Genomic DNA, 24372 nt, shown 5'->3' on the forward strand with positions numbered 1-24372 from the left:
CGACTAAAGCCCGGGCGGCGTCGAGTGTGCATCGGCGGCATCGCGTGTGCGGCCAGGGAGAGATTTCGTCGGAATTTCCGCCGTCACTACACAGCGAAAGCCGTCAGCTCACGCTCGACGGGGAGGAGACCAGCATCGACTCGGTGGCCGCCAGCAGCGCGCAGGTCGCCAGCCCGTCGACCGCATCACGCAGGTTCGGCAGCGACGGGAACGTCGGCGCGATGCGGATGTTCTTGTCGTCCGGATCCTTGCGGTACGGGAACGACGCGCCCGCCTCGGTCACCGCGATGCCCGCGTCCTTGGCCAGGGCGACGGTCCGTCGCGCCGTGCCGGGCAGCACGTCGAGGCTGATGAAGTAGCCGCCCTTGGGGTCGGTCCACGACGCGATCTTCGAGTCGCTCAGCCGCTGATCGAGGATCTCGAGCGTCAGCGCGAATTTGGGCGCCAGGATCTGCTGGTGGCGCAGCATCTGCAGGCGAACGCCGTCGGCGTCGCCGAAGAAGCGCAGGTGCCGCAGCTGGTTCACCTTGTCCGGGCCGATCGATTTCTTGCCTGCGTACTGCAGGTACCAGGCGATATTGCCCAGCGAGCCGCCCAGGAAGCTGACCCCGGCGCCGGCGAAGGTGATCTTCGAGGTGGACGCGAAGACGTACGGCCGGTTGGGGTTGCCGGCCGCGGCCGCCAGACCGAGCACGTCGACCTGCCGGATGAAATCGTGCGTCAGGGTGTGCACCGCGTACGCGTTGTCCCAGAACAGCCGGAAGTCGGGCGCCGCGGTCCGCATCTGCACCAGCCGGCGAACCGTCTCCCAGGAGTAGGTGACTCCGGTGGGGTTGCCGAACACGGGCACCGCCCACATCCCCTTGATCGCGGGGTCGACGGCGACCAGCTCCTCGATCAGGTCGACGTCCGGGCCCTCGGGCAGCATCGGGACCGGGATCATCTCGACGCCCATCGTCTCGGTGATGGCGAAGTGCCGGTCGTAGCCGGGCACCGGGCACAGGAACTTGACGCTCGCCTCGTCCTTCCAGGGCCGCGGCGAGTCCACGCCGCCGTACAACATCGAGAACGCGACGAGATCGTGCATCAGCTCGAGGCTGGAGTTGTTGCCGGCGATCAGGTTCTGCACGGGGATGCCGAGCAGCTCCCCGAAGATGGCCCGCAGTTCCGGCAGGCCGTGCAGGCCGCCGTAGTTGCGGGTATCGGTGCCCTCGGCGTCGCGGTAATCGTCGCCGGGCAGGCTCAGCAGCTGGTTGGACAGGTCGAGCTGTTCGGGCGAGGGCTTGCCACGGGTCAGATCCAAAGCCAGCTTCTTGCCCTGCAACTCCGCATAATCCTGCTGGTTGCGCGCGTGCACTGCGGTCAGTTCGTCAGGGCTCAGGGAATCGAACGACGCCATAGCTATGCGGGCCCTTTCGCGGTCCGACCGGGGGTGGGTCACGTGGCGATCGCAAACGCGGCAAAGCCGGTTGCAGCGGGTCGCCACCTATCTACATAGGGGACCCCGCGCACCCGACAGAGCCCATTGACCCTTGCTGCCTTCCGGCCCTGGGGGAGTTCACAGGATAGACGCCGCGCGGGGTCCTCCGCCGAGTCTAGTACCCGGCCGGAAGCAACCGGCGGCGGCCGCGCGCCACTCGGTTACCATGGCCCACGGAGGATTCGCCTAGTGGCCTATGGCGCTCGCCTGGAACGCGGGTTGGGTTAACAGCCCTCGCGGGTTCAAATCCCGCATCCTCCGCCACCGGTCGTCCTCGGTCGAGGCGCGACCACGCACGGGGTTGTTTGGAATCGCTTTGACCGGCCTTTAGGCTGGCTTGGGCTCACCCGCAGCATGAGGAGGCGTATGGGGCGCAAGGTCGCCATACCGTGGCACGCGTCGTTTTCGGTCGCTGCCGGCGTCCTCTACTTCTTTTTCGTGCTGCCCCGCTGGCCTGAGCTGATGGGCGACACCACGCATTCGGTGGGGACGACGCTTCGGATCGTGACGGGTGTGCTGATCGCCCTGGCCGCGCTGCCCGTGGTGTTCACCCAGTTGCGCACCCGCAAGCCGGAGCTGGGGACGCCGCAGTTGGCGCTGTCCATCAGGCTGTGGTCGATCGTGGCCCACGTGCTGTCCGGTGTGCTGATCATCGGGACGGCGATCAGCGAGATCTGGCTCAGCCTGGACCACGCGGGTCCGTGGTTGTTCGCGATTTACGGGGCCGCCGCCGCGATCGGCGTCATCGGCATCTTCGCCTTCTACCTGTCGTTCATCGCCGAGTTGCCGCCGCCGCCGCCAAAACCGATCAAGCCGAAGAAGGCCAAGGAGCCCAAGAAGCGGGGCCTGCGCCGCAAGAAGGCGGACGAGGCCGACGAAGTGGCTGACGAGGCCGAAGCCGACGAGACCGAAGAGGCCGAAGACACCGACGAAGCCGAAGAGCCGGAAGCGGCAGAAGAGCCCGTCGAGGCCATCGCCGAATCCGAATCGGCCGCCGAGGCCGGCGAGGACACCAAGGACACCGAGGAAGCGCCGGCGGAAGCCGAGGACGCTGAGGAGCCCCGGGGCGGCTTGCAAAACCGCCGCCCGACCGGCAAGGGCTCGCACCGGATGCGGCGCAGGCGCACCCGCGGCGGCGTCGCGCTCGACGAGTGATTCGCCTGCTAAGTCAGCTTCAGCGGCGCCGCAGGCTCTCGACGTAGGCGGCGAGGCGCCGCTGCGTCTCGGCGGCGCCCCACAACTGTCGGACCTCGCTGTCGACCAGGGCGCCCTCGCGCATCCGCGCCAGGGTGGGGGCCCGCAACTGGGCCTTCGTGTGGCGATACGCCTCGGCCGCGATGCCGGCGAGGTCGGACGCTTCCGCCACCGCCGCCCCGACGAGGTCGTCGGCGACGACGCGGTGGGCGAGCCCGTTGGCGATGGCCTCGTCGCCGCGGTAGACGCCGCCGCCGAGCAGCACGTCCTCGGCGCGATCGCCGCATGCGTAGCGCATCACCTCGAGCGCGGCGACCGGAAACGGCACCCCGACCCGGACCTCGGACGCCCCGATCTGCGCTTCGGGGCTGATCAGCCGGCGGTCGCAGGCGCAGGCCAGCACGCACCCGCCCGCGATGGCGGCCCCGTTGATCGCGGCCACCGTGGGGCCGGGGTAGCAGAACATCGCCTCGAACGCCTCGGACAGCGCCGGGATCAGCCGGTCGGTGTAGCCGGCGCCGCCCTCCACCACCCGGTTGAGGTCGACCCCGGCGCTGAACGCGCGGCCGGCGCCGGTGACCACGAGGGCGCCGCCGCCGGAATGCTGCAGCTGCCCGAGCGCCTCGGTCAGCTCCTTCAGCAGCTCGACGTCCTGGGCGTTGACGCGCCCCGACGAAAGGGTCAGTACCTGGACCGCGCCGGCGGCTTCGATCTCGATCACGGTGAAACGATAACGACGGGGATGTCGGTGTTCTCGTCGGTGTGATAGCTCGCGCACACCCGGTGGTAGCCGTCGGCGATCTGCAGCGGGATACCCGAAGTGAAGTCGCCACGCACCAGCAGAATCGGGGACAGCGCCTGCCCCTTCTTGATCTTGGACAGGTCGGCGGCGACGTGCGGGTTGTCGTCGGGCAGCAGACCCAGCCGCGCCGCCCGCAGGATGTCTTTGGCCTTCTTGTGGCTGACGACTCCGGCCTTGAGTTTCTCGGCCAACTGGTTGGCGGTGCCCGGCTCCGCGAGCAGGGCGAGGTAGTCGGCCGCCGCCGGGAAGTCGTGCGCCTCAGGCTGTTCCAGCCATTTCACGCTCGCCATTGCGCGTCTCCCTTCGTGGGCCGTGTCGAGGCAGCCTACCGGCTGAGCTTCGAAATTGGGATCGGTAGCAACGCGGCAGGTCTGTACTTGCGCCCATGACGACGCCACTGGGGCGGCGCATGAAGGAAGGAAATGCAGTGAAACGTCTTCTCGTGGGAGCGATTGGAACCCTCGGTGTCGCGTCTGCGCTGGTGGGCTGCTCGAGCGGCGGACACTCAGCCAGCCCGGCGTCCAGCACCGCGCCCAGTGCCTCCACCGGCACCGGCACCAACGCGCAGGTCAAGGTGGGTGGCACCGACCTGCCCGGCCTGAACCCGTCCGCGGTGACCTGCGTCCGGACCGGCGGCAAGATCGACATCGGCAGCGGCACCACCAGTGGGCCCCAGCAGGCGCTGGCCGTGGTGATGACCGACGCGAACCCCCCGTCGGTCGAGTCGTTGGCGCTCTTCGTCGACGGCAACGCCCTGTCGGTCAGCAACGGCATGGGCGCGAAGGTCGGCTCGGCCAACGTGGCGGTGGACGGCAAGACCTACACCATCACCGGCCAGGCGCAGGGCGCCGACATGAAGAACCCGATGGCCGGCATGATCACCAAGGACTTCAGCATCAAGGTGACTTGCGGTTGATCGATCGAACACCGCGGCGGCGGGCGTGCCTTCACTCACACGCCCGCCGCTACGGTTCCTCGCCACGTCCACGGCGGCGGACTTATGATGCAGCCGTGTCGATCCCCGGCGAATTGGAGAACGCCCGCCGGTTGGCGTTTGCCGCCGACGAAACCCGGGCGCGCGATCTGCTGCTGTCGCTGACACCGCAGATCGAGCGGGAAGACCGGGACGATCTGATGCTGGAAGCCCTTGCACAGCTCGGTGAGATCTACCTGGCGCGCGGAGCGAATGGCGGCGTGCGCGAGTCGATCCGGCGCATCCGCGACTGCCTGGCCGTCTACGAGGGAATCGCCGCGGGCACCATGCCGGAGGCCGCCGCACGGGTGCGGATGTCCGACGCCGAGGTGGCGCACATGATCGTGCGGTACTCGCGGCGGGCGCAGTTTCTGGACACGGGCCTGGCCGCGGCCCTCGGCGATCACGAGGGCGCCGCCGCGGCGCTGGATGCGCTGGCGGCCGCGGACCCCGCGAACGATTTCGCCGACCTCGCCGACGAGCACGGCTACCTCGTAACGCGCGCGCAAACGCTGTGCGCGAGCGCGCTCTGCGACGACGACCTGCACGTGCAGTCGGTTCCGTTGTGGGAGCAGATACTCGCCGTGCTAAAGGACCCCGACCGCCTGAGCGGTGACAGCCCGTTCGGCGACTATCTCCGGGTCGCGGCGGCCACCGAGTACGGCAGGTTCTGCGTCGAGACGGGGCGACTGGCCGAGGCGGAACCCTGGCTGCGCCGCGCGGGAGCCCGCGCGCAGGCGAACGGCTGGGAATTGGCAGCGGCCAGAACACAATTGGAACGCGCGGCGGCCTGCTGGGCATCGGCCGATCACGCCGGCACCGAGAAACTGGTCTCGGAGGCATACCCCGTGATCGCGCGCTACGACCGGGCGCACGACGTCGCCCGGTGCTGGCTGTACATGGGATTCACCCGGCTGGGATCCGGTGCCCTGCAGGCGGCCGACGAGTGCTGGGAGCAGGCCGAGCGGCACTGGCGCGAGCTCGGCAAGCCGCTGTATCTACACCGTATTCTGTTGCAACGCAGCTGGATCGCGATCTTCTGGAGTAAGTTCGCCGACGCGGTCGAACTGATCGCCGAGGCGCGCGAACTGCTCGACTCGTCGCCGCGCAGCAGTTGGCTGCAGTACGCCCAGCTCGACAACCACCTCGGCACGGTGTGGCGCGCGGATGCGTTGGCGGACCTCGGCTTCGACAGCTCGGGCGACCCCGACGAGACGCTGGAGGAAACCGAGGCGCGCCAGGCCGAGGGCCTCGGCATCCTCAAGGGCGAGATCGGCACCCCGGAATACTGGCGCGGGATGAGCAAGCTCGAACAGGCGGCGGAGCTCAAGGTGCCGGCCGCGCTCGCGGTCGACTCGGTGCGGTATTCGATCGCCGACGGCGACGCGAGATCGCGCTGGGCGACCAGCGTTTCGGCGCCCATCCTGGCCGGGGCCTTCGCCGTCGCGTGGGAATGGGAGAACACCGAGCTGATCAGCGAACTGGTCGAATATCACAGCGCCCGAGGAACTTTCGACATGGAGCCGGAGCGCGCCAAGATCGGTGAGTGGGCGTCCACCGCGGCCCCACCGGTGCTCATCGAGGACGGCCAGGCGCTGGCCGCGGCCGGCCCGCCGGCGGGCGGTGGCCGTTCGCTCACGCGGTTGGGCCCGTTGCCGCCGCTGCAGATGCAGCCGGACGCCGCTCCGATCATGAGCCACTATCGCGAACTGGCGCTGCAGCGCTACGGCCGCGAGGTCACCGCCGGCGAACCCGCCTGGTCCACTTGGCCATGAGCGATACGGGCCGGCCGACTCTGGTTCTGCGGTTCGCCGACGTCGGGATCGTCACGTACGCGAGTTTGCGGGTGGTCGGTCAGCCGTCCCGGACCGTCAACTGGGTGGTGGAGGAGCCGATCCTGCTGGCCGCCCTACAGGAGTTGGTCGGTGCCTTGCCCGAGCCGCGCGGCACCGAGAGCCGCCGCGACGCGATCGAGCGGGCGCTGACGACGGGGCCGTTCGCGGCCCCGGACACCGAGCTGACGATGGCCTACATCCTGGGTGTGCTGCTAATCGGCGCGTCCGGCTGGCAGCTGTTGACGGAGTGCGTGGCGACCCCGCGCGCGGTGTTGTTCGTCTCGCCGAGCTCCCGGCTGGCGCGCGTGCCGTGGGGCCTGCTGGCGGTGCCGAAATCGGGGCCGAGCAAGGAAGAACTCGTGCGGGCCCGCCAGGACGCCATCACCGCCAGCGGCCGGGTGGCCGCCCAGATCCCCTGGCAGCTCGACGATATCGACGCCCGCACCGATGGCCACCGGCTGATGGAACTGGTCGACGTGCTGATGGCGGTGCCGCCCAACATCGTGCACTCGCCGCGGGCGCCGGCCGGGTGGGAGGCCCGGCGGGACGGGCCGCCGGTGCTGGTCCTCGACCCCCGGGTGCCCGGGCAGCGCCCGGACTCCGCGCTCGGCTCGGTGCTGGGCAGGCCCTCGGCGGAAACCCCACTGGCGCAACACTTCGCCGGGCTGATGAAGCGCCGGCCGGTGCTGCCGGACGTCGACGACGCGGTCGAACTGTTCCGCCGCCAGGACGCCGACCGCGTCTGGCTGGCCAAGCAGCTGGCGCAATCCCCGAGCCGGCTCATGTACGTCGGACACGCCAGTTCGGCGCACGGCCAAGCCGACCGCGCGGCGTTGCACCTGGCCTGTACGGCCGAGATTCCCGGGGACGCCGAGGCAATCGGCGACCATCGCCCGCTGACCGCGTCGGACGTGATCTCCTTGCAACTGCCGCTTCCCCCGCGGGTCGCCCTGCTGGCCTGCGGATCCGGCGGGGACTATCAATTTGACGAGGCGACCGGCCTGGTGGCGGCGATGGTGCTGGGTGGCGCCCAGCTGGTCAGCGCCACGTTGTGGTCGCTGCCCACCTCCGCGGCCTATCGACTGTTCGCGGGCCACGAATCCGGCGACCCGATGGCCGACGCCGTTGTCGCCGTGGACGACGCGCACGACGGCGACGACGCGGGGTGCGCGGTCAACCGTTGGCAGCGCGCGCAGATGCGCCGCTGGCGTGACGGCGTCCTCACCGCCAGCCCGCTGTATTGGGGCGCCATGGTCAGTTTCGCGGTGGACGGCGCGCGATAGCGATCAAATCGACGCCAGCCAGGACGCATTGACGGCCATCACGTCGTCGGGCAGCGAAAGCTCCTCGCGGGCAGCGGGATCGAACGCCACCAACACGACCAGGCCGGGGCGAAGCATCGACACGTCGGCGTCGTCGCCGCAGTGTGCCAACTTTCCGATGAACGTCTCACCGGACACGGCCACCACCTCGATGAAAACCTGGCGCTCGTCGCCTACGGTGCGCACGGTGCCGACCCCGACGGTTGGTCCCGCCGCGTTCCGGCGCCGGGCGAACCGGAGCCCGAGGGCCCCCAACAGCAACATGATCAGCTTGTTCATGCCACCAGGCTCTAACGGCCAAGCGGCTACCGAACCCAACTTTTCGGCTGCCGATATTTTTCAAAAGCCCCTATCCTGTCCAGGTGAGCGCGGATTCGCAGGTCGTGACTGTCGCCGCCGTGGGCCACCCGCGCCGGTCGGTGATCGAGGCGGCGTGGCGCGCGATCGGCCCCGGCGTCGAGGTGCTCAGCAGCGACGACGGCGGACCCTTGAGCCGGACCGTCAAGCGCATCATCGACCCGCTGGTGCTCCGGCTGCGATCCAATCCCCAGTATTCGGCCCCCGTCGTCGCACCGGAGACCGCGGCGGCGATGCACGAGCTCATCGTCGGCAGCGCGCGCGAACTGCGTTCCGCCGCAGCGTGGTTCGATACCCTCAAGCTCGAGCGCCGCAGGCAGCGCATCCGCACCGGCAACGCCCAGGAACTATACTTCCCGGTCTGCTTCGAGCTGGCGGTGACGAAAGGCCCACCGGCGCCGCAGGATAGCGAGACGGCGGCCGCGGTGCTGCGCGACATTCACCAGGGCCGCGACCGCACCGCGATCGAGGTGCTGCACCAGTACGTGGCGAGCCCCGACGTGGTGGCCGGGCTGGCCGCTCAGCTCGACCGCAGCTGGCGCGACGTGCGTCCCGCGGAAACGGACCGGACCGGGGCGTTTTTCGCCGAGCTCGGCACGGTGCTGGGGCCGGCCAACAGCCACCGGGCCGCGGCGGCGCGGGAGCGGGTCTGGTCGGCCGTGATCGCCGACGCCACGCCGTACAACCTGGGCGCCCTGGCCCGCGTCGAGGCCGCCGAGCTGCCGTGGTCGATCGTCGGGTTGGGCCTGAGTTCGGTTCAGCCACAACGGCAACCACCGATCGCGGCCGGTCCCGACAGCGATCGCCCGCTGGATCGCACCGTGGTCGACCGGGTACGCGCGACGCTGCGGCGCGCGCTGGACCGCGACGCGCTGCCCGACATCCCGCTGCTGTGCGAGGAGGAGGTGGATCGGGCCGCGGCGCCCTGGGGGCTGCTGTCCGAGGACAAACAGGCGACCCTGGTGGCCGGCATCGAGGTCGCCGTCGAGCTGGCGCCGCTCGACCCCTCCGTCTCCAGCCGCTACGCGCTGGCGGCCCAGATCCAGGCGCGGCTGCGCAAGGAGGCCTACGTGCTGCACGCCCGGCGCTACCTCGCCGAGGGCGGCCCGATCCACCCGCGCCAGCGGCAGGTGGTCGATGACCTCGCCGCGTACGCCCAGCCGTACCTGAGCCGGCTGTGGGCGCGGCTGCACGGGCGCGACGTCTGGCAGGAGCCGTGCGACGACGTCGACGAGGTGCGCTCGCTGCTGGAGGGCGTCGCGCGGTCGGTGAGCCTGGACCATCGGCAACGCATCAAGGCGATGCTGGAATTGCAGGTGGCCGGATGAGATTGGTCGCCGATTCCGGACTGTGGAGCACCGGTCCCGCCACCGCCGATTCGCCGCTGGCCGCGGTGCTGGAGGTCAGCGGCGGCGTGCTGTCGTGGACGATCGACGAACCAACCGGCGACGCAGCGCCGTCGGAGGCTCGGATCACCTTCACCGACTTGTCACGCGCCGACTGGCTTTGGCGTGTGCTGGGCGAATCCGGGCACGTCGCCCTTGCGGCCGCACTCGACGGCGCGGACGACGACTCGCACGCCATCGAGCTCGCCGGGGTCGACATCGTGCCGGGCTCGGTCGATCCGCTGCGACGGCTCGCCATCGGGCATTGGCTGCGGCGGTGGTGGCCGGCCAGTCGCCTCGACGGCATCGCCGGCCTCGATCGTGCGCTGCTCGACGTCGAGGTCGCGCTGCTGACCTCGGGCGCGCAGGGTTTCTTCACCGACGACACGCTCGATTCCGACGTGGTGGGGCTGCTGGCACCGCACGGCCCCGCCCTGCTCGCACACCTGCGCGACGGCGACCCGCGGATCCGCGATTTGGTGCGGGCCGCCGCCGGGCTGGCCGAGGAGGTCGGTGTGGACGGCGACGGCTGGCCGGAACTGTATGCGGCGCTGGACGATCCGGGCACGGAGCTCAGCGTCGGTAGCGGGCGCCGCGACGACTACGCGCTGGCCGCCGGCGCCGACGCGGCTCCGCGCGGCGCGGTCCCGATCGCCCGCGGCGTCGCGTCCATCGGCTGGGGCGCGGTTCCGCCCGGAATCTTCGACGCGGGCGAGCAAACGGTCGACTGGACCGTCCAGATGGCCGACGCGGCGGTGGTCGCCGTCGTGCGGGCCGCCGTCATCGGCCCGGACCCGGCCACCGGCATCGCGGTGCGACTGCGGTCCGGGGACGTCAGCGACAGCGGCGCCCTGGACGCCCACGGCGGCGCGGTCCTGCCGCTCGTCGACGGCGACCAGCGCCCGGTGACGGAGGCGGCCGCCTGGGACCACGATTGGTCGGCCACGTCGGTGACCGTCGGCGCCCAGGTGTCGGAGGCCCGCGAGACCCGGGAGCGGGTTCGCCGGTGGGCCAGGGCCCGGCTGGACCGGCCGCCGCACGACGCGTTCCTGGCGGAGATCCTGGCCGGCGAATCCGACTACTGAGCTTCTCGGCGGCCCCGCCAGTCCCTATGCTGAGCGAGTGCCAAACAACTATCGGGTCGTCCAGTGGAACACCGGAAACGTCGGCAAGAGCTCGCTGCAGTCGATCGCCGACAATCCCATGCTCGAACTCGTGGGCTGCTACGCCTGGTCGCAAGACAAGGTCGGTCGCGACGCCGGTGAACTCGTCGGCATCGCGCCGCTGGGCGTGAGCGCCACCAACGACGTCGACGCGCTGCTCGCCCTGAAACCCGACTGCGTCGTCTACAACCCCATGTGGATCAACGTCGACGAACTGGTCCGCATCCTGTCCGCCGGCGTCAATGTGGTGACGACGGCGTCGTTCATCACCGGAGCCAACCTGGGCGAGGGCCGCGACCGGATCGTCGAGGCCTGCCAGAAGGGCGGCTCGACGATGTTCGGCTCCGGGGTCAGCCCGGGCTTCGCCGAGCTATTGGCCATCGTCTCGGCGATGGTGTGCAACCGGATCGACAAGGTCTCGGTCATCGAGGCGGCGGACACCACGTTCTACGACTCGCCCGACACCGAGAGGCCGGTCGGCTTCGGCCAGCCGATCGACCACCCGGAGTTGGCGGAGATGGCGGAGAAGGGGACAGCCATTTTCGGCGAGGCCGTGCGGCTGGTGGCCGACGCGCTCGGCGTCGAGCTCAACGAGGTGCGCTGCGTGGCCGAATTCGCCCAGACCACAGCCGATCTCGAGATGGCGTCCTGGACGATTCCGGCCGGATGCGTCGCGGGCGTCTACATCAGCTGGCGCGGCGTCGTCGGCGACAAGACGCTGATCGACCTCAACGTCCGGTGGCGCAAGGGACAGACACTCGAGCCCGACTGGAAGATCGACCAGGACGGCTGGGTCATCCAGATCGACGGGCAGCCAACGGTGACAACCAAAGTCGGCTTCCTACCGCCCCCGTACTTCCAGGCCGAGACGATCGCCGACTTCATGGCGCTCGGGCACATCATGACGGCGCTGCCCGTCATCAACGCGATCCCGGCGGTCGTCGCCGCCCCGCCGGGCATCGTCACCTACACCGATCTGCCGCTGACGCTTCCCAGGGGCTTCGCCAAGGTGTAATCGGGCGAAAGGCCCACGCAGGATTTGAGTTTGGATCGAATTGGCGAAAACCACCACATTCGAACGGTCTGCTCGTATAGTCTCCCTCGTTCCGCTGCGGGGGCGGGCGCTGTGAGGTGGGCATAGCGCGCACCTCGCGCAGCTCCCTGCCCTGAAAGGGACTGCGGCGATGAACTTTTCGATATTCCCCCCGGAGATCAATTCCTCGCTGATATTCAGCGGCGCTGGATCGGGTCCAATGTTGGCCGCGGCGACCGCGTGGGACGGGCTGGCCGCTGAGTTGGGGTCGGCGGCCGACTCTTTCTCGGCGGTGACCAACGGCCTGGCGGGCCAGGCGTGGCAGGGCCCGGCATCGGCGGCGATGGTGGCCGCCGCGGTTCCCTATTCGGGATGGTTGAACGCGGCGGCGACCCAGGCGCAGAATGCGTCCGCACAGGCCAAGGCGGTGGCAAGCGCGTTCGAATCCGCGCTGGCGTCCACGGTGCATCCCGTGCTCGTCGCCGCCAACCGCAACCAGCTGGTGCAGCTGATCCGCTCAAATCTGTTGGGCTTCAACGCCCCAGCGATCGCCGCGGTCGAGGGCCAATACGAACAGATGTGGGCCGCCGACGTGGCCGCGATGGTCGGCTATCACGGCGGGGCGTCGGCGGCGGCCGCGCAGTTGGCGTCGCTCCCGCAGCTCCTGCAGAGCCTGCCCGCCGCGGCCACCCAGGCGGCGGCGGTCGCCGTATCCGACAATCCCATGGTCGCCGCCGTCAGGTCGGCGTGTGACGGGTCGGTGCGCAACGTGCAGATCCTTCGCAACGCCGCGGCCAGCAAGGTCGACGGCAGCGTCCGCACGCTCACCAGCACCGTGGGCGCGGCTGGGGCCGCGGCCGCCCCGGGGTTCAACCTCGGCCTCGGCAACATCGGCAGCAACAACCTGGGCGGCGGCAACACCGGGAACACCAACCTCGGCAACGGCAACCTCGGCGACACCAACCTAGGCAGCGGCAACGTCGGCAACCTCAACCTGGGCGGTGGCAATTTCGGCAACCAAAACCTCGGCAGCGGAAACACCGGCAACCTCAACCTGGGCAGCGGCAACTTCGGCAACCAAAACTTCGGGAGCGGAAACACCGGGGCCGGCAACTTCGGCAGCGGCAACAACGGCAACGGCAACTACGGCAACGGCAACCTGGGGAACCAGAACTACGGCAGTGGGAACAACGGCAACGCCAACTATGGGTTCGGCAACTTCGGCAGCAACAACATCGGCTTCGGGAACTCGGGCCCCGGCGGCACCGCGGGCAACGGCAACATCGGCGCCGGGAACACGGGGAACAACAACGTCGGCTTCGGGCTCACCGGCAACAACGAGATCGGCGTCGGGAACACCTATTTCAACACCGCGACCAACCAGTTCAACTTCGGCGGCCTGAACTCCGGCAGCGGCAACATCGGCCTGTTCAACTCGGGCACCAACAACGTCGGCTTCTTCAACTCCGGCGACGGAAACTTCGGCATCGGCAACTCGGGTGTCACCGACACCGGCCTGTTCAACTCGGGTCACGTCGACACCGGCATCGGGAACGCGGGCGGTCTCGACATGGGGTTCGGCAACTCGGGCGCGAACACGTTCACCGGTAACAACCTGGGCATCGGCAACTCCGGCCAAAACAACTTCGGCGTTGGCAACGCGGGCGCCCTGAACGCCGGCATGGGGAACTCCGGCTCGGAGAACATGGGCATGTTCAACTCGGGCGTCGGTAACACCGGCAACTTCGATGCCGGGGTCGACAACACGGGCGACGGCAACGGGGGCGACTTCAACACCGGCTACGGGAATTCGGGTTTGGTCAATACGGGCATGTTCAATTCGGGAACGCTCACTACGGGTGTCGGCAGCGCAGCCAATCTGTCCGGGGTCGTTAGCAACTCGGGCTTCGGCAACACCGGCACGGACAACTCGGGCTTCTTCAACAGCACCTCCGGCGGCTTGAGCTCGGGTTTCTTCAATTCGGGTTCGGGCGGCTTCACTTCGGGCTTCATGAATTCGGGTAGCGCCAACGGCGACGTGGGCTTCCTCAACTCGGGAAGTAACCCCTCGATCGGTTTTATGAACTCGGGCGGTGGCTTTGACGTCGGCTTCTTCAACTCGGGTCCGGGCGACTTCAACGTGGGCATCGGGAACATGAATAATGCGTCCTTCGACACCGGCTTCTTCAACTCCGGCGCCACGTTCAGCACCGGCCTGGCGAACATGGTCGGCGCGTTCTTGAGCTCGGGCGCGTTCAACATGACGGCCAACCAGTCCGGCTTCTTCGGTTTCTGAGCGCCTAACCGCTGGACGCGATGACCCGACGCCTCGCGGCCTTGTACGCCGCGCCGAGCGCCGGCACCTCGAGCGGACCCTGATGGCGGGCGGCCTCGATGGCGTTGCGCAGCGGGCTGGCCAGTCCCGCAAAGGATCCCATGTCGAACAGCAACGGCGTCAAGAGCCGGTTGTGGACGAACCCGAAGGCGCTGCCGGATTCGGGGTCGGCCCAGCCGAGGGTTCCGCCCAGACCCACGTGGCCGAAACCCTTGAGCAGGCCGGGCACCGGAGACTCGTGGTAGCCCAGGTGAAAAGGCATGGGCACCACCATGTTTGCGTCCGGCCACTTGCGTCGCGCCTGCCCCGCCAGGCCACCCGCCAACTCCTCGGACAGATATTTCTTGCCGTCCATCCGGCCGCCATTGGCCAGCGCGGCGTACATCTTGGCCAACCCGCGGCCGGTCACCACGCCGTTGGCCGCCGGCACCTCGCCGTCCAGGAATCCGGTGTCCCCCTTGATGAGGGATATGACGCCGGGGAAATACATCGCGCCCAGGGCACCGGAGAACGGCAGGCCGGCCAGCTTCGGTGCGATGAAGTTGAACACCGGGGCGCGCAGCCTGCCCTGCGGTATCAGGATCTGGGCCGCCTTGGTCGGCGCCCCTTCGGGCGGGCGGCCCAGGTGCAGGCCGTCGGTGTTGAGCGGGCGCGCGACTTCCTGGCGGATCAGCTCTCGCATGCCCTTGCCGGTCACCGCCCGGGCCAGGCCGGAGAGCAGCCAGCCGTAGGTCAGCGCGTGGTAGGCCTGCACGCCGCGCAGATGATCGACGGGCGCGGCGGCCAGTCGTTCCTCCATGAGCGCGTGGTCCATCAGCTCCGTCTTGGTGACGCCGCGCAGGTGCGACAACCCCGATCGATGCCGCAGGACGTCGCGGACCGTGATGTCGGCCTTCCCGTTGGCCGCGAATTCGGGCCAGTATTCGGCGACCGGATCGTCGTAGGACAACAGGCCCCGATCGGCCAGTCGGTGGATCACGGTCGACGCGACGCCCTTGGTTGCCGAGAACACCATCGCGCCCGTGTCGGCGGTCCAGCGCTCGGTGCCGGCCCGGTCCGACCAGCCCGTCCAGACGTCGACGACGGGCACGCCGTCGATGTAGACGGCCAGCGCCCCGCCGCCGAAGCGGCGGCCGGGGAACAGCCGCGAGAACAGCCCGACCACGTTCGCGAAATGGGGGTCGGCGGCACCGGACACGCCGCGCGGCAAGCCGTCGTCGGTCACCAGCAGGGTCGATCCGCGGCGCGATGCCATCACGGCATCAAGCTATCAGCCGGCAAAAGCGCCGAAACAGCTCAATCCGGGGGGTGGTGGGGTTGTTCGCCTGGCGGTTGGTCCGGGTGTGGGGTGTTCAACCACTTCCTGAGCCGAAAAAGCTGATTGACCACCATGCCGATGCCCAACAACATGAGTGTGGCCACGATCGCCACCACCACTGCGGTCCCCACAACGTCCATGATGACAGGCGGGACGACCTGCGGTTTCGATATGGCCTGCCGCGGGGTAGCCACAATCCCATGAGCGCTACAGACAAGGCAAAGAACAAGATCGAGGACCTGGGCGGCCGGGCCAAGGAAGCCATTGGCCGGGCCACCGGGGACGACCAGACCCGCGACGAAGGCCGGGCCGATCGGGCGAAGTCGAGCCTGAAGGACGCCGGCGAGAAGGTGAAGGACGCCTTCAAGAGGTAATCGATCGCCGACCGGTCTGGCAATCCACGGCCTTCGTGGCGTCGAATGACAGGTAGAGGACACCGATGAGACGAAGGTCTACGAACATGCGCCGATTCACGACATCCCTGGGAGTGGCGGCGCTGTGTGCCGCCTTCGCGCTGCTGGGCTCCCCCGCGCCCGCGTCGTCGGCCGACCCGTGCCCCGACGTGGAGGTGGTGTTCGCCCGCGGTTCCGGCGAGCCGCCCGGTGTCGGCGGCATCGGCGGATCGTTCGTCGATGCGCTGCGCGGGCAGATCGGCGGCCGGTCACTCGGGGTCTATCCGGTCAATTACCCCGCCAGCACCGACTTTTCCAACAGCGATTTCCCGCTGACCGTCATCGACGGCATCCGTGACGCGGGGTCGCACATCGAGTCGATGGCGACGAACTGCCCCAAGACCCGCGAGGTTCTCGGCGGGTATTCCCAGGGGGCGGCGGTGGCCGGTTTCGTCACCTCAGCGGCCGTACCGCCGGGCGTACCGGCGTCGATGGTGCCCCAGCCCATGCCGAGGGAGGTCGCGAACCATGTCGCCGCCGTCACGCTGTTCGGGACGCCGTCGGGTCCGTGGCTGCAGAAGTACGGCGCACCGGTGATCGCCATCGGCCCGCTGTATCAGCCCAAAACCCTCGAATTGTGCGCGCCCGGCGACGGGATCTGCGGTAACGGCACCGACGCCTTCGCGCACGTGTCCTATTCGGTGAACGGGATGACGGACCAAGCGGCGACCTACGCCGCGAGCCATCTGTAGCCCCGTGCAGAATCGCAGCATGCATGTTCTGGTCACGGGCGGCACGGGATTCGTCGGCGGTTGGACCGCCAAGGTCATCGCGGACGCCGGGCACTCCATCCGGTTCCTGGTTCGCAATCCCGATCGGCTGAAGACGTCCGTCGCCAAGTTGGGCGTCGACGTCTCGGACTTCGCCGTCGGCGACATCACCGACCGCGTGTCGGTGCGCGAGGCGCTGCGCGGCTGCGACGCCGTCGTGCACAGCGCCGCCCTGGTGGCGACCGACCCGCGCCAGACCAAAGAGATGCTGACGACGAACATGCAGGGCGCGCAGAACGTCCTCGGCCAGTCCGTCGAGCTGGGTCTGGATCCGATCATTCATGTCTCGAGCTTCACGGCGCTGTTCCATCCCGGCCTGGAAACGCTCACCGCGGACCTGCCGGTGGTCGGCGGGGCCGACGGCTACGGAACGTCCAAGGCGCAGGTGGAAATCTATGCGCGCGGGCTGCAGGACGCCGGCGCACCCGTCAACATCACCTATCCCGGCATGGTCCTCGGCCCGCCGGTCGGCGATCAGTTCGGTGAGGCCGGCGAGGGCGTCAGGGCGGCGGTTCAGATGCACGCGATACCGGGGCGCAGCGCGGCATGGTTGGTCGTCGACGTTCGCGATCTGGCCGCGCTGCACGCCGCGCTCTTGGAGCCGGGGCGCGGGCCGCGCCGCTACACCGCGGGCGGGCATCGGGTTCCGGTGGCCGAGCTCGCGAGCATGCTCGGTGAGGTCGCCGGGACCACGATGGTGGCGGTTCCCATCCCGGACTCCGCGCTGCGCGTGGCCGGGGCGGTACTGGACCGGGCGGGCCGGTTTCTGCCGTTCGAGACGCCGTTCACGTCGGCGGGCATGCAGTACTACACGCAGATGCCGGCGTCGGACGACTCGCCCAGCGAGCGAGAACTCGGCATCACCTATCGGGACCCGCGCGACACCGTGGCCGACACCTTCGAGGCCCTGCGTAGCGCCGGCTCTTAGGGCCCCGCGAAAGTGCAACTACCGACGGGTCCACTCGGGAAACGCGTCGCCCATTGCACTTTCGCGATCGCCCGAGGACTATCCGAAGCATGAAGAGCGTCACGTGCACCAATGCAAAGCTCGAAGTCGTCGACGCCCCGACCCCGACCCCGGCGAAGGGCCAGTTGCTCATCGAGGTGCTGCGGTGTGGCATCTGCGGGTCCGACTTGCATGCGCGCCACCACTGCGACGAACTGGCCGACGTGATGGCCGAATCTGGGTACGACGCGTTCATGCGATCGAACCAGCACGTGGTGTTCGGTCACGAATTCTGTGGCGAGGTGCTCGATTACGGGCCCGGCACCCGCAAGGCTCCGCGGACCGGCACCCGCGTCGTCGCCTTGCCGCTGCTGCGCCGTGGCAAGGAGGTGCACGGGATCGGGCTGTCGACCATGGCCCCGGGCGCCTACGCCGAGCGGCTCCTCGTCGAGCAGTCGCTGACGTTGCCCGTCCCCAACGGGCTGGCGCCCGAGGTGGCCGCCTTGACCGAGCCGATGGCCGTCGGCTGGCACGCGGTGCGGCGCGGCGAGGTCGGCAAGGGTGACGTCGCTATCGTGATCGGCTGCGGGCCAATCGGTCTCGCGGTGATCTGCATGCTCAAGGCGCACGGTGTGCGCACCGTGATCGCCAGCGACTTCTCGCCCGGCCGGCGCGCGCTGGCGACAGCCTGCGGCGCCGACACCGTCGTCGATCCCGCGCAGGACTCCCCCTACACGACGGACGCGAGCGGCAAACACCTGCAAGGCATCCTCGAGGCGTTCGATCTGGCGGTCGGCACCATTGAGAAGCTGCAACGGCTGCGGCTGCCCTGGTGGCACGTGTGGCGCGCCGCCGAAGCCGCCGGCGCCACGACGCCGAAGCACCCCATCATCTTCGAATGTGTCGGCGTCCCAGGCATTATCGACGGCATCATCGCGGGAGCGCCGCTGTTTTCGCGCATCGTCGTGGTCGGCGTCTGCATGGGCTCGGACCACATCCGCCCGGCGATGGCGATCAACAAGGAGACCGACCTTCGGTTCGTGCTCGGCTACACCCCGCTGGAGTTCCGCGACACGCTGCACATGCTCGCCGACGGCAAGGTCAACGTCGCCCCGTTGATCACCGGGACGGTGGGGCTGCCCGGCGTCGCGGCCGCGTTCGACGCGCTCGGCGATCCCGAGGCGCACGCGAAGATCCTGATCGACCCCAAGAGCGACGCTAAGCAGCCGGGGTGATCTCCAGCCCGACGTGCACCTTGTCGACGCCGCCGCGCACGATCGAGTGCGCATAGAACCACCAGGCGTGGTACCAGTACCGCTTGAGCACGGCGTTGTAGACCCGCTGCGTTTCGGATTTCGGCAGCACCCGGGCAACCCCTTCGACCGGTTCGCCCTTGGGCTTGCCGAGTGCGGTGCTGCGAGCGATCGTCACCCGGGGCGTGTTGTTGATCCGCTTCACCTTCCACGACCCGTCGTCGGTGATGACCAGCAGCTTGTCGCCGTCCGGCACTCCCCAGATCGCCGTGGGTTTGGGGCGGCCGTCCTTGGTGAAGGTGGTCAGGAGCAGGTACTTGGACATGATCACGTCCTGAAAACTGGGAGCCACACCTCATGCTTATCAGGTGTTGCGACCGCCGTTGACCCCCAATATCTGACCGGTGATGTAGCCGGCCTCGTCGGACACGAAGAACGCGCACGCCGCCGCGATGTCCTCGGGCCTGCCCACCCGGCGCACCGGCGTGCGTGCGATGTGGTCCTCAACGGTGCCGCCGAGCAGCTGGCGCCGCTCGGCGCTGCGCAGCATCGGGGTGTCGACGAACCCCGGCGGCACCGCGTTGACGGTGATCCCGCTCGGACCGTATTCGAGGGCCAGCGATTTGGTCAGGCCGTTGACCGCGGACTTGGCCGCCACATAGTGGGCCATGAACGGCTGGCCGGAATGCGTGCTCGACGAGGAGATGTTGACGATGCGCCCCCATCCCGCCTCGACCATGTCCGGGAGCACGGCCTGAATGGTGTGGAACACACCATTCAGGTTGACGTCGATCACCTTCGACCACGCCTCGAAGGACATGTCCAGGAACTTCTTGAAGCCTTCCACGCCGGCCGCGTTGACCAGCACCAGGATTGGGCCGAGCGCGTCGCGGATGGCCGCCACCGCGGCGTCGACCTGCGCGCGGTCGGTGACGTCCGCGACGTAACCGAAGCCGTCGCCGGTGGGCGACAAGTCGATGACGGCCACCCGGAATCCGTCGCTGCGCAATCGCTCCGCGACCGCGCGGCCAATCCCGGAGGCGCCGCCGGTCACCACCGCCGTCTTCACCCGCGCCCACCCGCCTTCCTGAGCGATCGCCCAGCACGTGGGCTCGACACTGCCTATCACCCCTCCGCGAGGTCGGTCAAGTGGTCCCCCGGTCATCGCGGCGGCCGGTTGATTTTTGGCGATCGCCCAATTTAGGGTCGGGGATGGCCAGGGACTCCACAACTCGGGACATGCTGATCGACGCGACGAGTCGGATCATGGTCGACGAGGGTTACGCCGCCGCTACGTCGCGGCGGGTGGCGGCCGAAGCCGGCGTCAAACCGGCCCTGGTGCACTACTACTTCCCCACGATGGACGAGCTGTACCTCGACGTGTTCCGGCGCGGGGCCGCCGCCTACCTGGAACGGCAGAGCCAAGCGCTGGCCTCCGACCGGCCGCTGCACGCCTTCTGGCAGACGCTCATCGAACCCAAGGACGCCCGGCTGCTGCTGGAGTTCATGGGACTTGCCAACCACCGCAAGGAGATCCGGGCGGAGATCTCCGCGTGGCAGGAGCGGTGGCGCGAGCAGCAGATCACCGCGCTGAACTTCATCGTCCGCGAACACGGCTATGACACAAGCGAATTCCCGCCCGCCGGTATCGCGGTCGTCATCGCCGCGGTCGGGCGCACGCTGATCCTCGAGCAGACTCTCGGCACCAAAGGCGGTCACGAAGAGGCCATCGAGCTGGTCAACCGGTTCCTGGATCGGTTCGAGATGCCGACGCCGAAGAAGCCGCGCGGCTGACCTAGGGCAGTACGACCCGCAGGCGCTCCCAGCCGCGCACGGTCGACGTCGACGCCAATTGCGCCGTGTCGTAGTCGATGTCCCACTCGGGCCACCGGTTGAGGATCTCGTCCAGCGCGACGCGGCCCTCGAGGCGCGCGAGGTTCGCACCCAGGCAGTAGTGCACACCTTTGCCGAAGGTGATGTGCGAGATGTTGTCGCGGCGGATGTTGAACGTGTCCGGATCCTGGTAGCGGCGATGATCACGATTGGCGGCGCCGAACAGCAGGAGCATGGCGCTGCCGGCCGGGACGGTCCTGCCGTAGCATTCGAAATCCTTTGCCATCCAACGGGCGACGTGTGGGCCGGTGGGCTCGAACCGCAGCGTCTCGTCGACGGTCCGGGTCAGCAGCGACCGGTCTTGGTAAACCTCCCGGCGCTGGTCCGGGTGCTCGGCGAGCACCTTGGCCAGCCAGCCGATCAGCCGGCCCGTCGTCTCGTTGCCGGCGCCCGCGACCACCTGGGTGTAGTGCAGCACCTCCTTGCGCGTCAGCTTTCGGTGCACCCCGTGCTCGTCGTCGAACTCGACGTTGAGCAGCGTGGTCATCAGGTCGTCCGACGGGTTCTTGGAACGCCATTCGACGTAGTCCGCGTAGATCCGGCCGTCGGCGATCGAGTCGGCGTCGGCGACCTTCATCGGGGTCCCCGGTTTGGTGCGCAGGTTGGCGTCGTTGGCGTCGCGGACCGAAACCTGTTCGGACTCAGGGATTCCCAGCAGCATGCCGATTACCCGCATCGGCATCATCGACGCGAGTTCGGCGATGATGTCGAATCCCCCCGACCCGACCAGCGGGTCCAGGCACCGCACGCAGTACCGCCGGATCTGGTCCTCGAGCTCGGCCATCCGGCGCGGCGTGAACACCCGCGACATCAGGCCGCGCAGCCGCGTGTGTTCGGGCGGATCCTGGAACATCATGACGCCGCCGGGCATGTCGAATTTCGACTGGATCAGCTCCAGGATGTCGCTTCTCCTGTTGGAGAACGTCTCCCAGTTAGCCAGCGCCCGTTCGACGTCGGAATGCCGTGATATCGCCCAGAAGTCGTACCGCTCGTTGTAGTAGATCGGCGCCTCTTCGCGCAGCCGCGCGTAGGTCGGGTACGGATCGGCGATGATGCCGGTGTCGTAGGGGTCGTAGTAGACGTCGGTGTCGCTGGTGACGGTCATCGATGCTTCCTCACTTCAGGCAGCTGCCGGCATCCACCGGCAGCGCGACGCCGGTGATGTAGCGCGCTTCGTCGGAGGCCAAAAACAGCACGGCGTTGCTGATGTCTTCGGGGGTCACCCAGGGGATCGGCAAGTAGTGGAAGCTCTGACACACCGGCGCCAGGTCGTCGGGCCCCGGGTTCTCCAGCTCCGGCCGAAAGGCGCGGTAGGTCGCCTCGTTCATCAGCAGCGGCGAATTCACGTGCGTCGGAAGGACGGCGTTGACCCTGACCATGCGCTGGCCCAATTCGACCGCGAACGAGCGCATCAACCCGATCACACCGTGCTTGGCCGCGACGTAATGCCCGACGTGCGGATACGCCTTGTTGCCGGCCACCGACGACGTCAAAACGATCGAGCCGCCGCGGCCGCCATCGAGAACGTGCGGGACGCCGGCCTTCACCGTCTTCCACACTCCGCTGAGGTTGACGTCGATCATCTCCTGCCACAGCGCCTCGTCGGTCTTGTGCAGCTTGCCCGCCGTGGTGCCGATGCCGGCGTTGGCGACGATGGCGTCCAGGCGCCCCAGCTGTTCGACCCCGCTGTCGACGGCGGCGCGCAACGCGTCGAAATCGCGAACGTCGACTTCGGCGGTGACGACGCGGCCACCGGCGTCCTTCACCAATCCCGCCGTCTCGTCGAGGTCTTCGGGCGTCGCCCCGTCGGCCGGCGAGGCCTCGAACTTGCGGCAGATGTCGACGGCGATGATGTCGGCGCCCTCCCGCGCGAGCCGGACGGCGTGGCTCCGGCCCTGCCCGCGCGCGGCGCCGGTCACGAACGCGACCTTGCCCTCCATCCGGCCCATTGCCACCTCGATCCCGATATTTGGGCGATCGCCCAAATTTGGGCGCACGCCATGTGTAGCAGCCCCGGGAGGCGCTCGTCAAGGGCGTATCGCGGCATCGATCAGCGTGGCGGCGGCGGCCCGGGCGTGGACCACCGGCGCGGTGTCGTTCAGCGACGTCGCCATCGCCGCGGCGCCCTCGAACAGCACGGCCAGCTGCTGGCCGAGCAGGTGCGGATCGGCGGCACCCGCCTGCTGCGCCACGGCGATGAGGCGGCGGGTGAACTCCTGCTTGTGCACCCGCACGATCTCGTCCGCGCTCGGCAGCGACCCGGCGGATTCCACGGCCGCGTTGTGAAAGGGGCCGAGAAACCGCAACTTCCGCTGCGTATCCCTATCGGTGACGCCGCGCGGGCATTGCTGTCTTCCCGTCACGCGGCGCCCGACGACGTTCCCTTCATCCCGGCGGATTATTTCGCCTAGTCGGACCCCGGTCGCCGGCCCGCCGTGATGATTCCGTGAAGATTAATCACACGCGTGTGAAAGCTTCGTTAAGAAGGCGGCATAGCCCGCTTTGCGCCTGCACCGTGGAAGCATGACGCTGTCCGAGCTGCTTTCGTCGCAGCGGCGCGAGGTGCGACCGCACCTCGACCGCGCGATCTGGCCGCTGAGCAGCTCCGTCGACGAAACGGGCCGATTGTGCATCGGCGGGTTGGCGGTCAGCGAGCTCGCGGCCGAGTTCGGCACGCCGGCCTACGTGCTCGACGAGGAGGACTTCCGGGCCCGCATCCGGGGTTATCGCGCGGCGCTGCCCGGTGTCGAGCTGATCTACGCCGGCCGGGCCCTGCTCAGTGCGGCCGTCGCGGGGTGGGCCGCCGAGGAGGGCGCCGGCGTGGAGGTCTGCTCGGGCGGCGAACTGGCCACCGCCCTGACCGGCGAGGTGCCGCCGTCGAACATCCTCCTCAACGGCACCGCCAAGAGCGCCGCGGAACTCGACGACGCGGTCGCGGCCGGGGTGGGCCGAATCGTGATCGACACCCCGAACGAGATCGCGCTGCTCGCCGGGCGGGTGCGCCGTCGTCAACGCGTGCTGATCCGGGTGATCCCTGACATCGACGCCGGCGACCAGAGATTCGGCTTCGCCCTGGCGGGCGGCCAGGCGGCGGGTGCGGTCAAGCGCCTCCTGGGCGAGCCGTGGCTCGACCTGGTCGGGCTGCAGTGCCAACTGGGTTCGCAGCTGGCCGACGCCGCCCTGTACGGCGCGGCCATCCGGCAGGTTCTGGCGTTGATGGCGGAGGTCCGCGATCGCCATCACGTCGTGCTGACCGAACTCAGCCTCGGCGGCGGACATGCGGTTCCCTACCGGAGCGGCGAACCCGCCTTCAACCCGCGCGCATTCGGCACGGTCATCGACGCCGCGCTCCAATCCGCTTGCGCCCAATACGATTATCCGCGACCACGGATCATCATCGGGCCGGGCCGCGCGATCGCGGCGCGCGCGGGGATGACGCTGTTCCGGGTGGTCGCCGTCAAGCGCAGGCCCGACGGGCACACCCTCGTCGCGGTGGACGGCGGGATGAGCGACAACCCCCGGATGGCTCCCGCCGGCGCGAAATACACGGTGGCACTTGCCAACCGGCAGCCGTCGACGACCACCGCCCCGGTCACGGTGGTGGGCCGGTACTGCGAGGCCGGCGACGAGATCGCTCGCGACGTCGAGCTGCCCGTCGACATCCATCCCGGCGATCTGCTGGCGGTGGCCTGTACCGGCGCCTATCACTACTCGATGGGATCGAGTTGCAGCGTGGTGGGACGCCCGCCGCTGGTCGCGGTCACCGCGGGCCGGGCGCGCGAACTGGTGCGCCGCGAAACCACCGCAGACCTGCTCGGCCGGGACCGGGGCTGGTCGGGCCATTCGGATCGAGGCGAATAG

24 protein-coding genes, 1 tRNA gene and 1 other RNA gene are annotated in these 24372 nt (G+C 68.9%); 15 read left to right on the top strand and 11 right to left on the bottom strand.

The window, feature by feature from the left end:
* Nucleotides 1-103: 103 nt before the first annotated feature.
* Both AC5Y2S_RS03175 and ffs read right to left on the bottom strand, forming a co-directional pair.
* On the bottom strand, nucleotides 104-1399 hold the full coding sequence (locus AC5Y2S_RS03175) for an aspartate aminotransferase type Ic (protein WP_499953727.1): 1296 nt from the start codon (nucleotides 1397-1399) through the stop codon (nucleotides 104-106).
* 93 nt (nucleotides 1400-1492) lie between these two features.
* Nucleotides 1493-1589, bottom strand: an RNA gene (gene ffs / locus AC5Y2S_RS03180) — signal recognition particle sRNA small type.
* A gap of 66 nt (nucleotides 1590-1655) precedes the next feature.
* On the opposite strand from ffs, the gene AC5Y2S_RS03185 reads away from it, so the two are divergent.
* Nucleotides 1656-1744 (top strand) — tRNA-Ser (locus AC5Y2S_RS03185).
* A 102-nt stretch (nucleotides 1745-1846) separates the two neighbouring features.
* Nucleotides 1847-2635 carry a lipid uptake coordinator LucA gene (lucA, locus tag AC5Y2S_RS03190; RefSeq protein WP_499953729.1) on the top strand — a complete coding sequence of 263 codons (789 nt, stop codon included), beginning with the start codon at nucleotides 1847-1849 and terminating at the stop codon, nucleotides 2633-2635.
* Nucleotides 2636-2654: 19 nt separating this feature from the next.
* Here the strand turns inward: lucA and AC5Y2S_RS03195 are convergent, their stop codons facing one another.
* Nucleotides 2655-3395: an enoyl-CoA hydratase/isomerase family protein gene (locus AC5Y2S_RS03195; RefSeq protein ID WP_499953730.1), complete on the bottom strand. Its 741-nt coding sequence runs from the start codon at nucleotides 3393-3395 to the stop codon at nucleotides 2655-2657.
* A complete protein-coding gene (locus tag AC5Y2S_RS03200; protein ID WP_499953731.1) occupies nucleotides 3392-3766 on the bottom strand; it encodes a hypothetical protein in 375 nt (124 codons plus the stop codon). Before AC5Y2S_RS03200 ends, AC5Y2S_RS03195 begins: the two co-directional genes overlap by 4 nt.
* A gap of 119 nt (nucleotides 3767-3885) precedes the next feature.
* Here AC5Y2S_RS03200 and AC5Y2S_RS03205 point away from each other — a divergent pair, with 119 nt between their 5' ends.
* The 3 genes from AC5Y2S_RS03205 (at nucleotide 3886) to AC5Y2S_RS03215 (ending at nucleotide 7567) form a co-directional block, all read left to right on the top strand.
* Nucleotides 3886-4392, top strand: a complete 507-nt coding sequence (locus AC5Y2S_RS03205) for a lipoprotein LpqH (RefSeq protein ID WP_499954357.1) — start codon at nucleotides 3886-3888, stop codon at nucleotides 4390-4392.
* A 95-nt stretch (nucleotides 4393-4487) separates the two neighbouring features.
* The gene (locus tag AC5Y2S_RS03210; RefSeq protein ID WP_499953733.1) at nucleotides 4488-6224 is read left to right on the top strand and encodes a hypothetical protein; all 1737 of its coding nucleotides are present in this window, start codon (nucleotides 4488-4490) and stop codon (nucleotides 6222-6224) included.
* Nucleotides 6221-7567: a CHAT domain-containing protein gene (locus AC5Y2S_RS03215; RefSeq protein WP_499953734.1), complete on the top strand. Its 1347-nt coding sequence runs from the start codon at nucleotides 6221-6223 to the stop codon at nucleotides 7565-7567. The genes AC5Y2S_RS03210 and AC5Y2S_RS03215 overlap by 4 nt, the downstream gene beginning before the upstream one ends.
* Before the next feature lie 3 nt (nucleotides 7568-7570).
* Here the strand turns inward: AC5Y2S_RS03215 and AC5Y2S_RS03220 are convergent, their stop codons facing one another.
* Complete coding sequence (locus AC5Y2S_RS03220; protein WP_499953735.1) at nucleotides 7571-7924, bottom strand: hypothetical protein; 354 nt, start codon at nucleotides 7922-7924, stop codon at nucleotides 7571-7573.
* A gap of 44 nt (nucleotides 7925-7968) precedes the next feature.
* On the opposite strand from AC5Y2S_RS03220, the gene AC5Y2S_RS03225 reads away from it, so the two are divergent.
* The 4 genes from AC5Y2S_RS03225 (at nucleotide 7969) to AC5Y2S_RS03240 (ending at nucleotide 13840) form a co-directional block, all read left to right on the top strand.
* Nucleotides 7969-9291 carry a hypothetical protein gene (locus tag AC5Y2S_RS03225; RefSeq protein ID WP_499953737.1) on the top strand — a complete coding sequence of 441 codons (1323 nt, stop codon included), beginning with the start codon at nucleotides 7969-7971 and terminating at the stop codon, nucleotides 9289-9291.
* A complete protein-coding gene (locus AC5Y2S_RS03230; RefSeq protein WP_499953738.1) occupies nucleotides 9288-10433 on the top strand; it encodes a hypothetical protein in 1146 nt (381 codons plus the stop codon). Before AC5Y2S_RS03225 ends, AC5Y2S_RS03230 begins: the two co-directional genes overlap by 4 nt.
* Before the next feature lie 37 nt (nucleotides 10434-10470).
* Nucleotides 10471-11526, top strand: a complete 1056-nt coding sequence (locus AC5Y2S_RS03235; RefSeq protein WP_499953739.1) for an NAD(P)H-dependent amine dehydrogenase family protein — start codon at nucleotides 10471-10473, stop codon at nucleotides 11524-11526.
* Between the two features lie 169 nt (nucleotides 11527-11695).
* Nucleotides 11696-13840, top strand: coding sequence for a PPE family protein (locus AC5Y2S_RS03240; RefSeq protein WP_499953740.1), 2145 nt, complete (start codon nucleotides 11696-11698; stop codon nucleotides 13838-13840).
* 4 nt (nucleotides 13841-13844) lie between these two features.
* On the opposite strand, the gene lipL is transcribed toward AC5Y2S_RS03240, so the two are convergent.
* Nucleotides 13845-15134: an esterase/beta-lactamase LipL gene (gene lipL / locus AC5Y2S_RS03245; RefSeq protein ID WP_499954359.1), complete on the bottom strand. Its 1290-nt coding sequence runs from the start codon at nucleotides 15132-15134 to the stop codon at nucleotides 13845-13847.
* Nucleotides 15135-15397: 263 nt separating this feature from the next.
* On the opposite strand from lipL, the gene AC5Y2S_RS03250 reads away from it, so the two are divergent.
* The 4 genes from AC5Y2S_RS03250 (at nucleotide 15398) to AC5Y2S_RS03265 (ending at nucleotide 18600) form a co-directional block, all read left to right on the top strand.
* Entirely contained in the window at nucleotides 15398-15571 is a 174-nt protein-coding gene (locus AC5Y2S_RS03250; protein WP_499905169.1) for a CsbD family protein, read from the top strand.
* Nucleotides 15572-15657: 86 nt separating this feature from the next.
* On the top strand, nucleotides 15658-16341 hold the full coding sequence (locus AC5Y2S_RS03255; protein WP_499953741.1) for a cutinase family protein: 684 nt from the start codon (nucleotides 15658-15660) through the stop codon (nucleotides 16339-16341).
* Nucleotides 16342-16360: 19 nt separating this feature from the next.
* Nucleotides 16361-17347 carry an SDR family NAD(P)-dependent oxidoreductase gene (locus AC5Y2S_RS03260; RefSeq protein ID WP_499953742.1) on the top strand — a complete coding sequence of 329 codons (987 nt, stop codon included), beginning with the start codon at nucleotides 16361-16363 and terminating at the stop codon, nucleotides 17345-17347.
* A gap of 89 nt (nucleotides 17348-17436) precedes the next feature.
* A complete protein-coding gene (locus AC5Y2S_RS03265) occupies nucleotides 17437-18600 on the top strand; it encodes a zinc-binding dehydrogenase (RefSeq protein ID WP_499953743.1) in 1164 nt (387 codons plus the stop codon).
* Here the strand turns inward: AC5Y2S_RS03265 and AC5Y2S_RS03270 are convergent.
* Nucleotides 18584-18970 carry a PPOX class F420-dependent oxidoreductase gene (locus AC5Y2S_RS03270; RefSeq protein WP_499953744.1) on the bottom strand — a complete coding sequence of 129 codons (387 nt, stop codon included), beginning with the start codon at nucleotides 18968-18970 and terminating at the stop codon, nucleotides 18584-18586. The genes AC5Y2S_RS03265 and AC5Y2S_RS03270 overlap by 17 nt on opposite strands.
* 12 nt (nucleotides 18971-18982) lie before the next feature.
* Nucleotides 18983-19687 carry an SDR family NAD(P)-dependent oxidoreductase gene (locus AC5Y2S_RS03275; protein WP_499953746.1) on the bottom strand — a complete coding sequence of 235 codons (705 nt, stop codon included), beginning with the start codon at nucleotides 19685-19687 and terminating at the stop codon, nucleotides 18983-18985.
* A 170-nt stretch (nucleotides 19688-19857) separates the two neighbouring features.
* Between AC5Y2S_RS03275 and AC5Y2S_RS03280 the strand changes: the two genes are divergently transcribed.
* On the top strand, nucleotides 19858-20412 hold the full coding sequence (locus AC5Y2S_RS03280) for a TetR/AcrR family transcriptional regulator (RefSeq protein WP_499954361.1): 555 nt from the start codon (nucleotides 19858-19860) through the stop codon (nucleotides 20410-20412).
* A gap of 1 nt (nucleotide 20413) precedes the next feature.
* Here AC5Y2S_RS03280 and AC5Y2S_RS03285 read toward each other — a convergent pair whose 3' ends face one another.
* The 3 genes from AC5Y2S_RS03285 to AC5Y2S_RS03295 all read right to left on the bottom strand — a co-directional run bounded on the left by AC5Y2S_RS03285 (nucleotide 20414) and on the right by AC5Y2S_RS03295 (nucleotide 22817).
* Nucleotides 20414-21616 carry a cytochrome P450 gene (locus tag AC5Y2S_RS03285; RefSeq protein WP_499953747.1) on the bottom strand — a complete coding sequence of 401 codons (1203 nt, stop codon included), beginning with the start codon at nucleotides 21614-21616 and terminating at the stop codon, nucleotides 20414-20416.
* 10 nt (nucleotides 21617-21626) lie between these two features.
* A complete protein-coding gene (locus AC5Y2S_RS03290; RefSeq protein ID WP_499953748.1) occupies nucleotides 21627-22460 on the bottom strand; it encodes a mycofactocin-coupled SDR family oxidoreductase in 834 nt (277 codons plus the stop codon).
* Nucleotides 22461-22538: 78 nt separating this feature from the next.
* Complete coding sequence (locus AC5Y2S_RS03295) at nucleotides 22539-22817, bottom strand: hypothetical protein (RefSeq protein WP_499953750.1); 279 nt, start codon at nucleotides 22815-22817, stop codon at nucleotides 22539-22541.
* Between the two features lie 217 nt (nucleotides 22818-23034).
* Here AC5Y2S_RS03295 and lysA point away from each other — a divergent pair, with 217 nt between their 5' ends.
* Nucleotides 23035-24372: a diaminopimelate decarboxylase gene (gene lysA, locus AC5Y2S_RS03300; protein ID WP_499953751.1), complete on the top strand. Its 1338-nt coding sequence runs from the start codon at nucleotides 23035-23037 to the stop codon at nucleotides 24370-24372.

The organism is Mycobacterium sp. NGS69 (assembly GCF_059812165.1).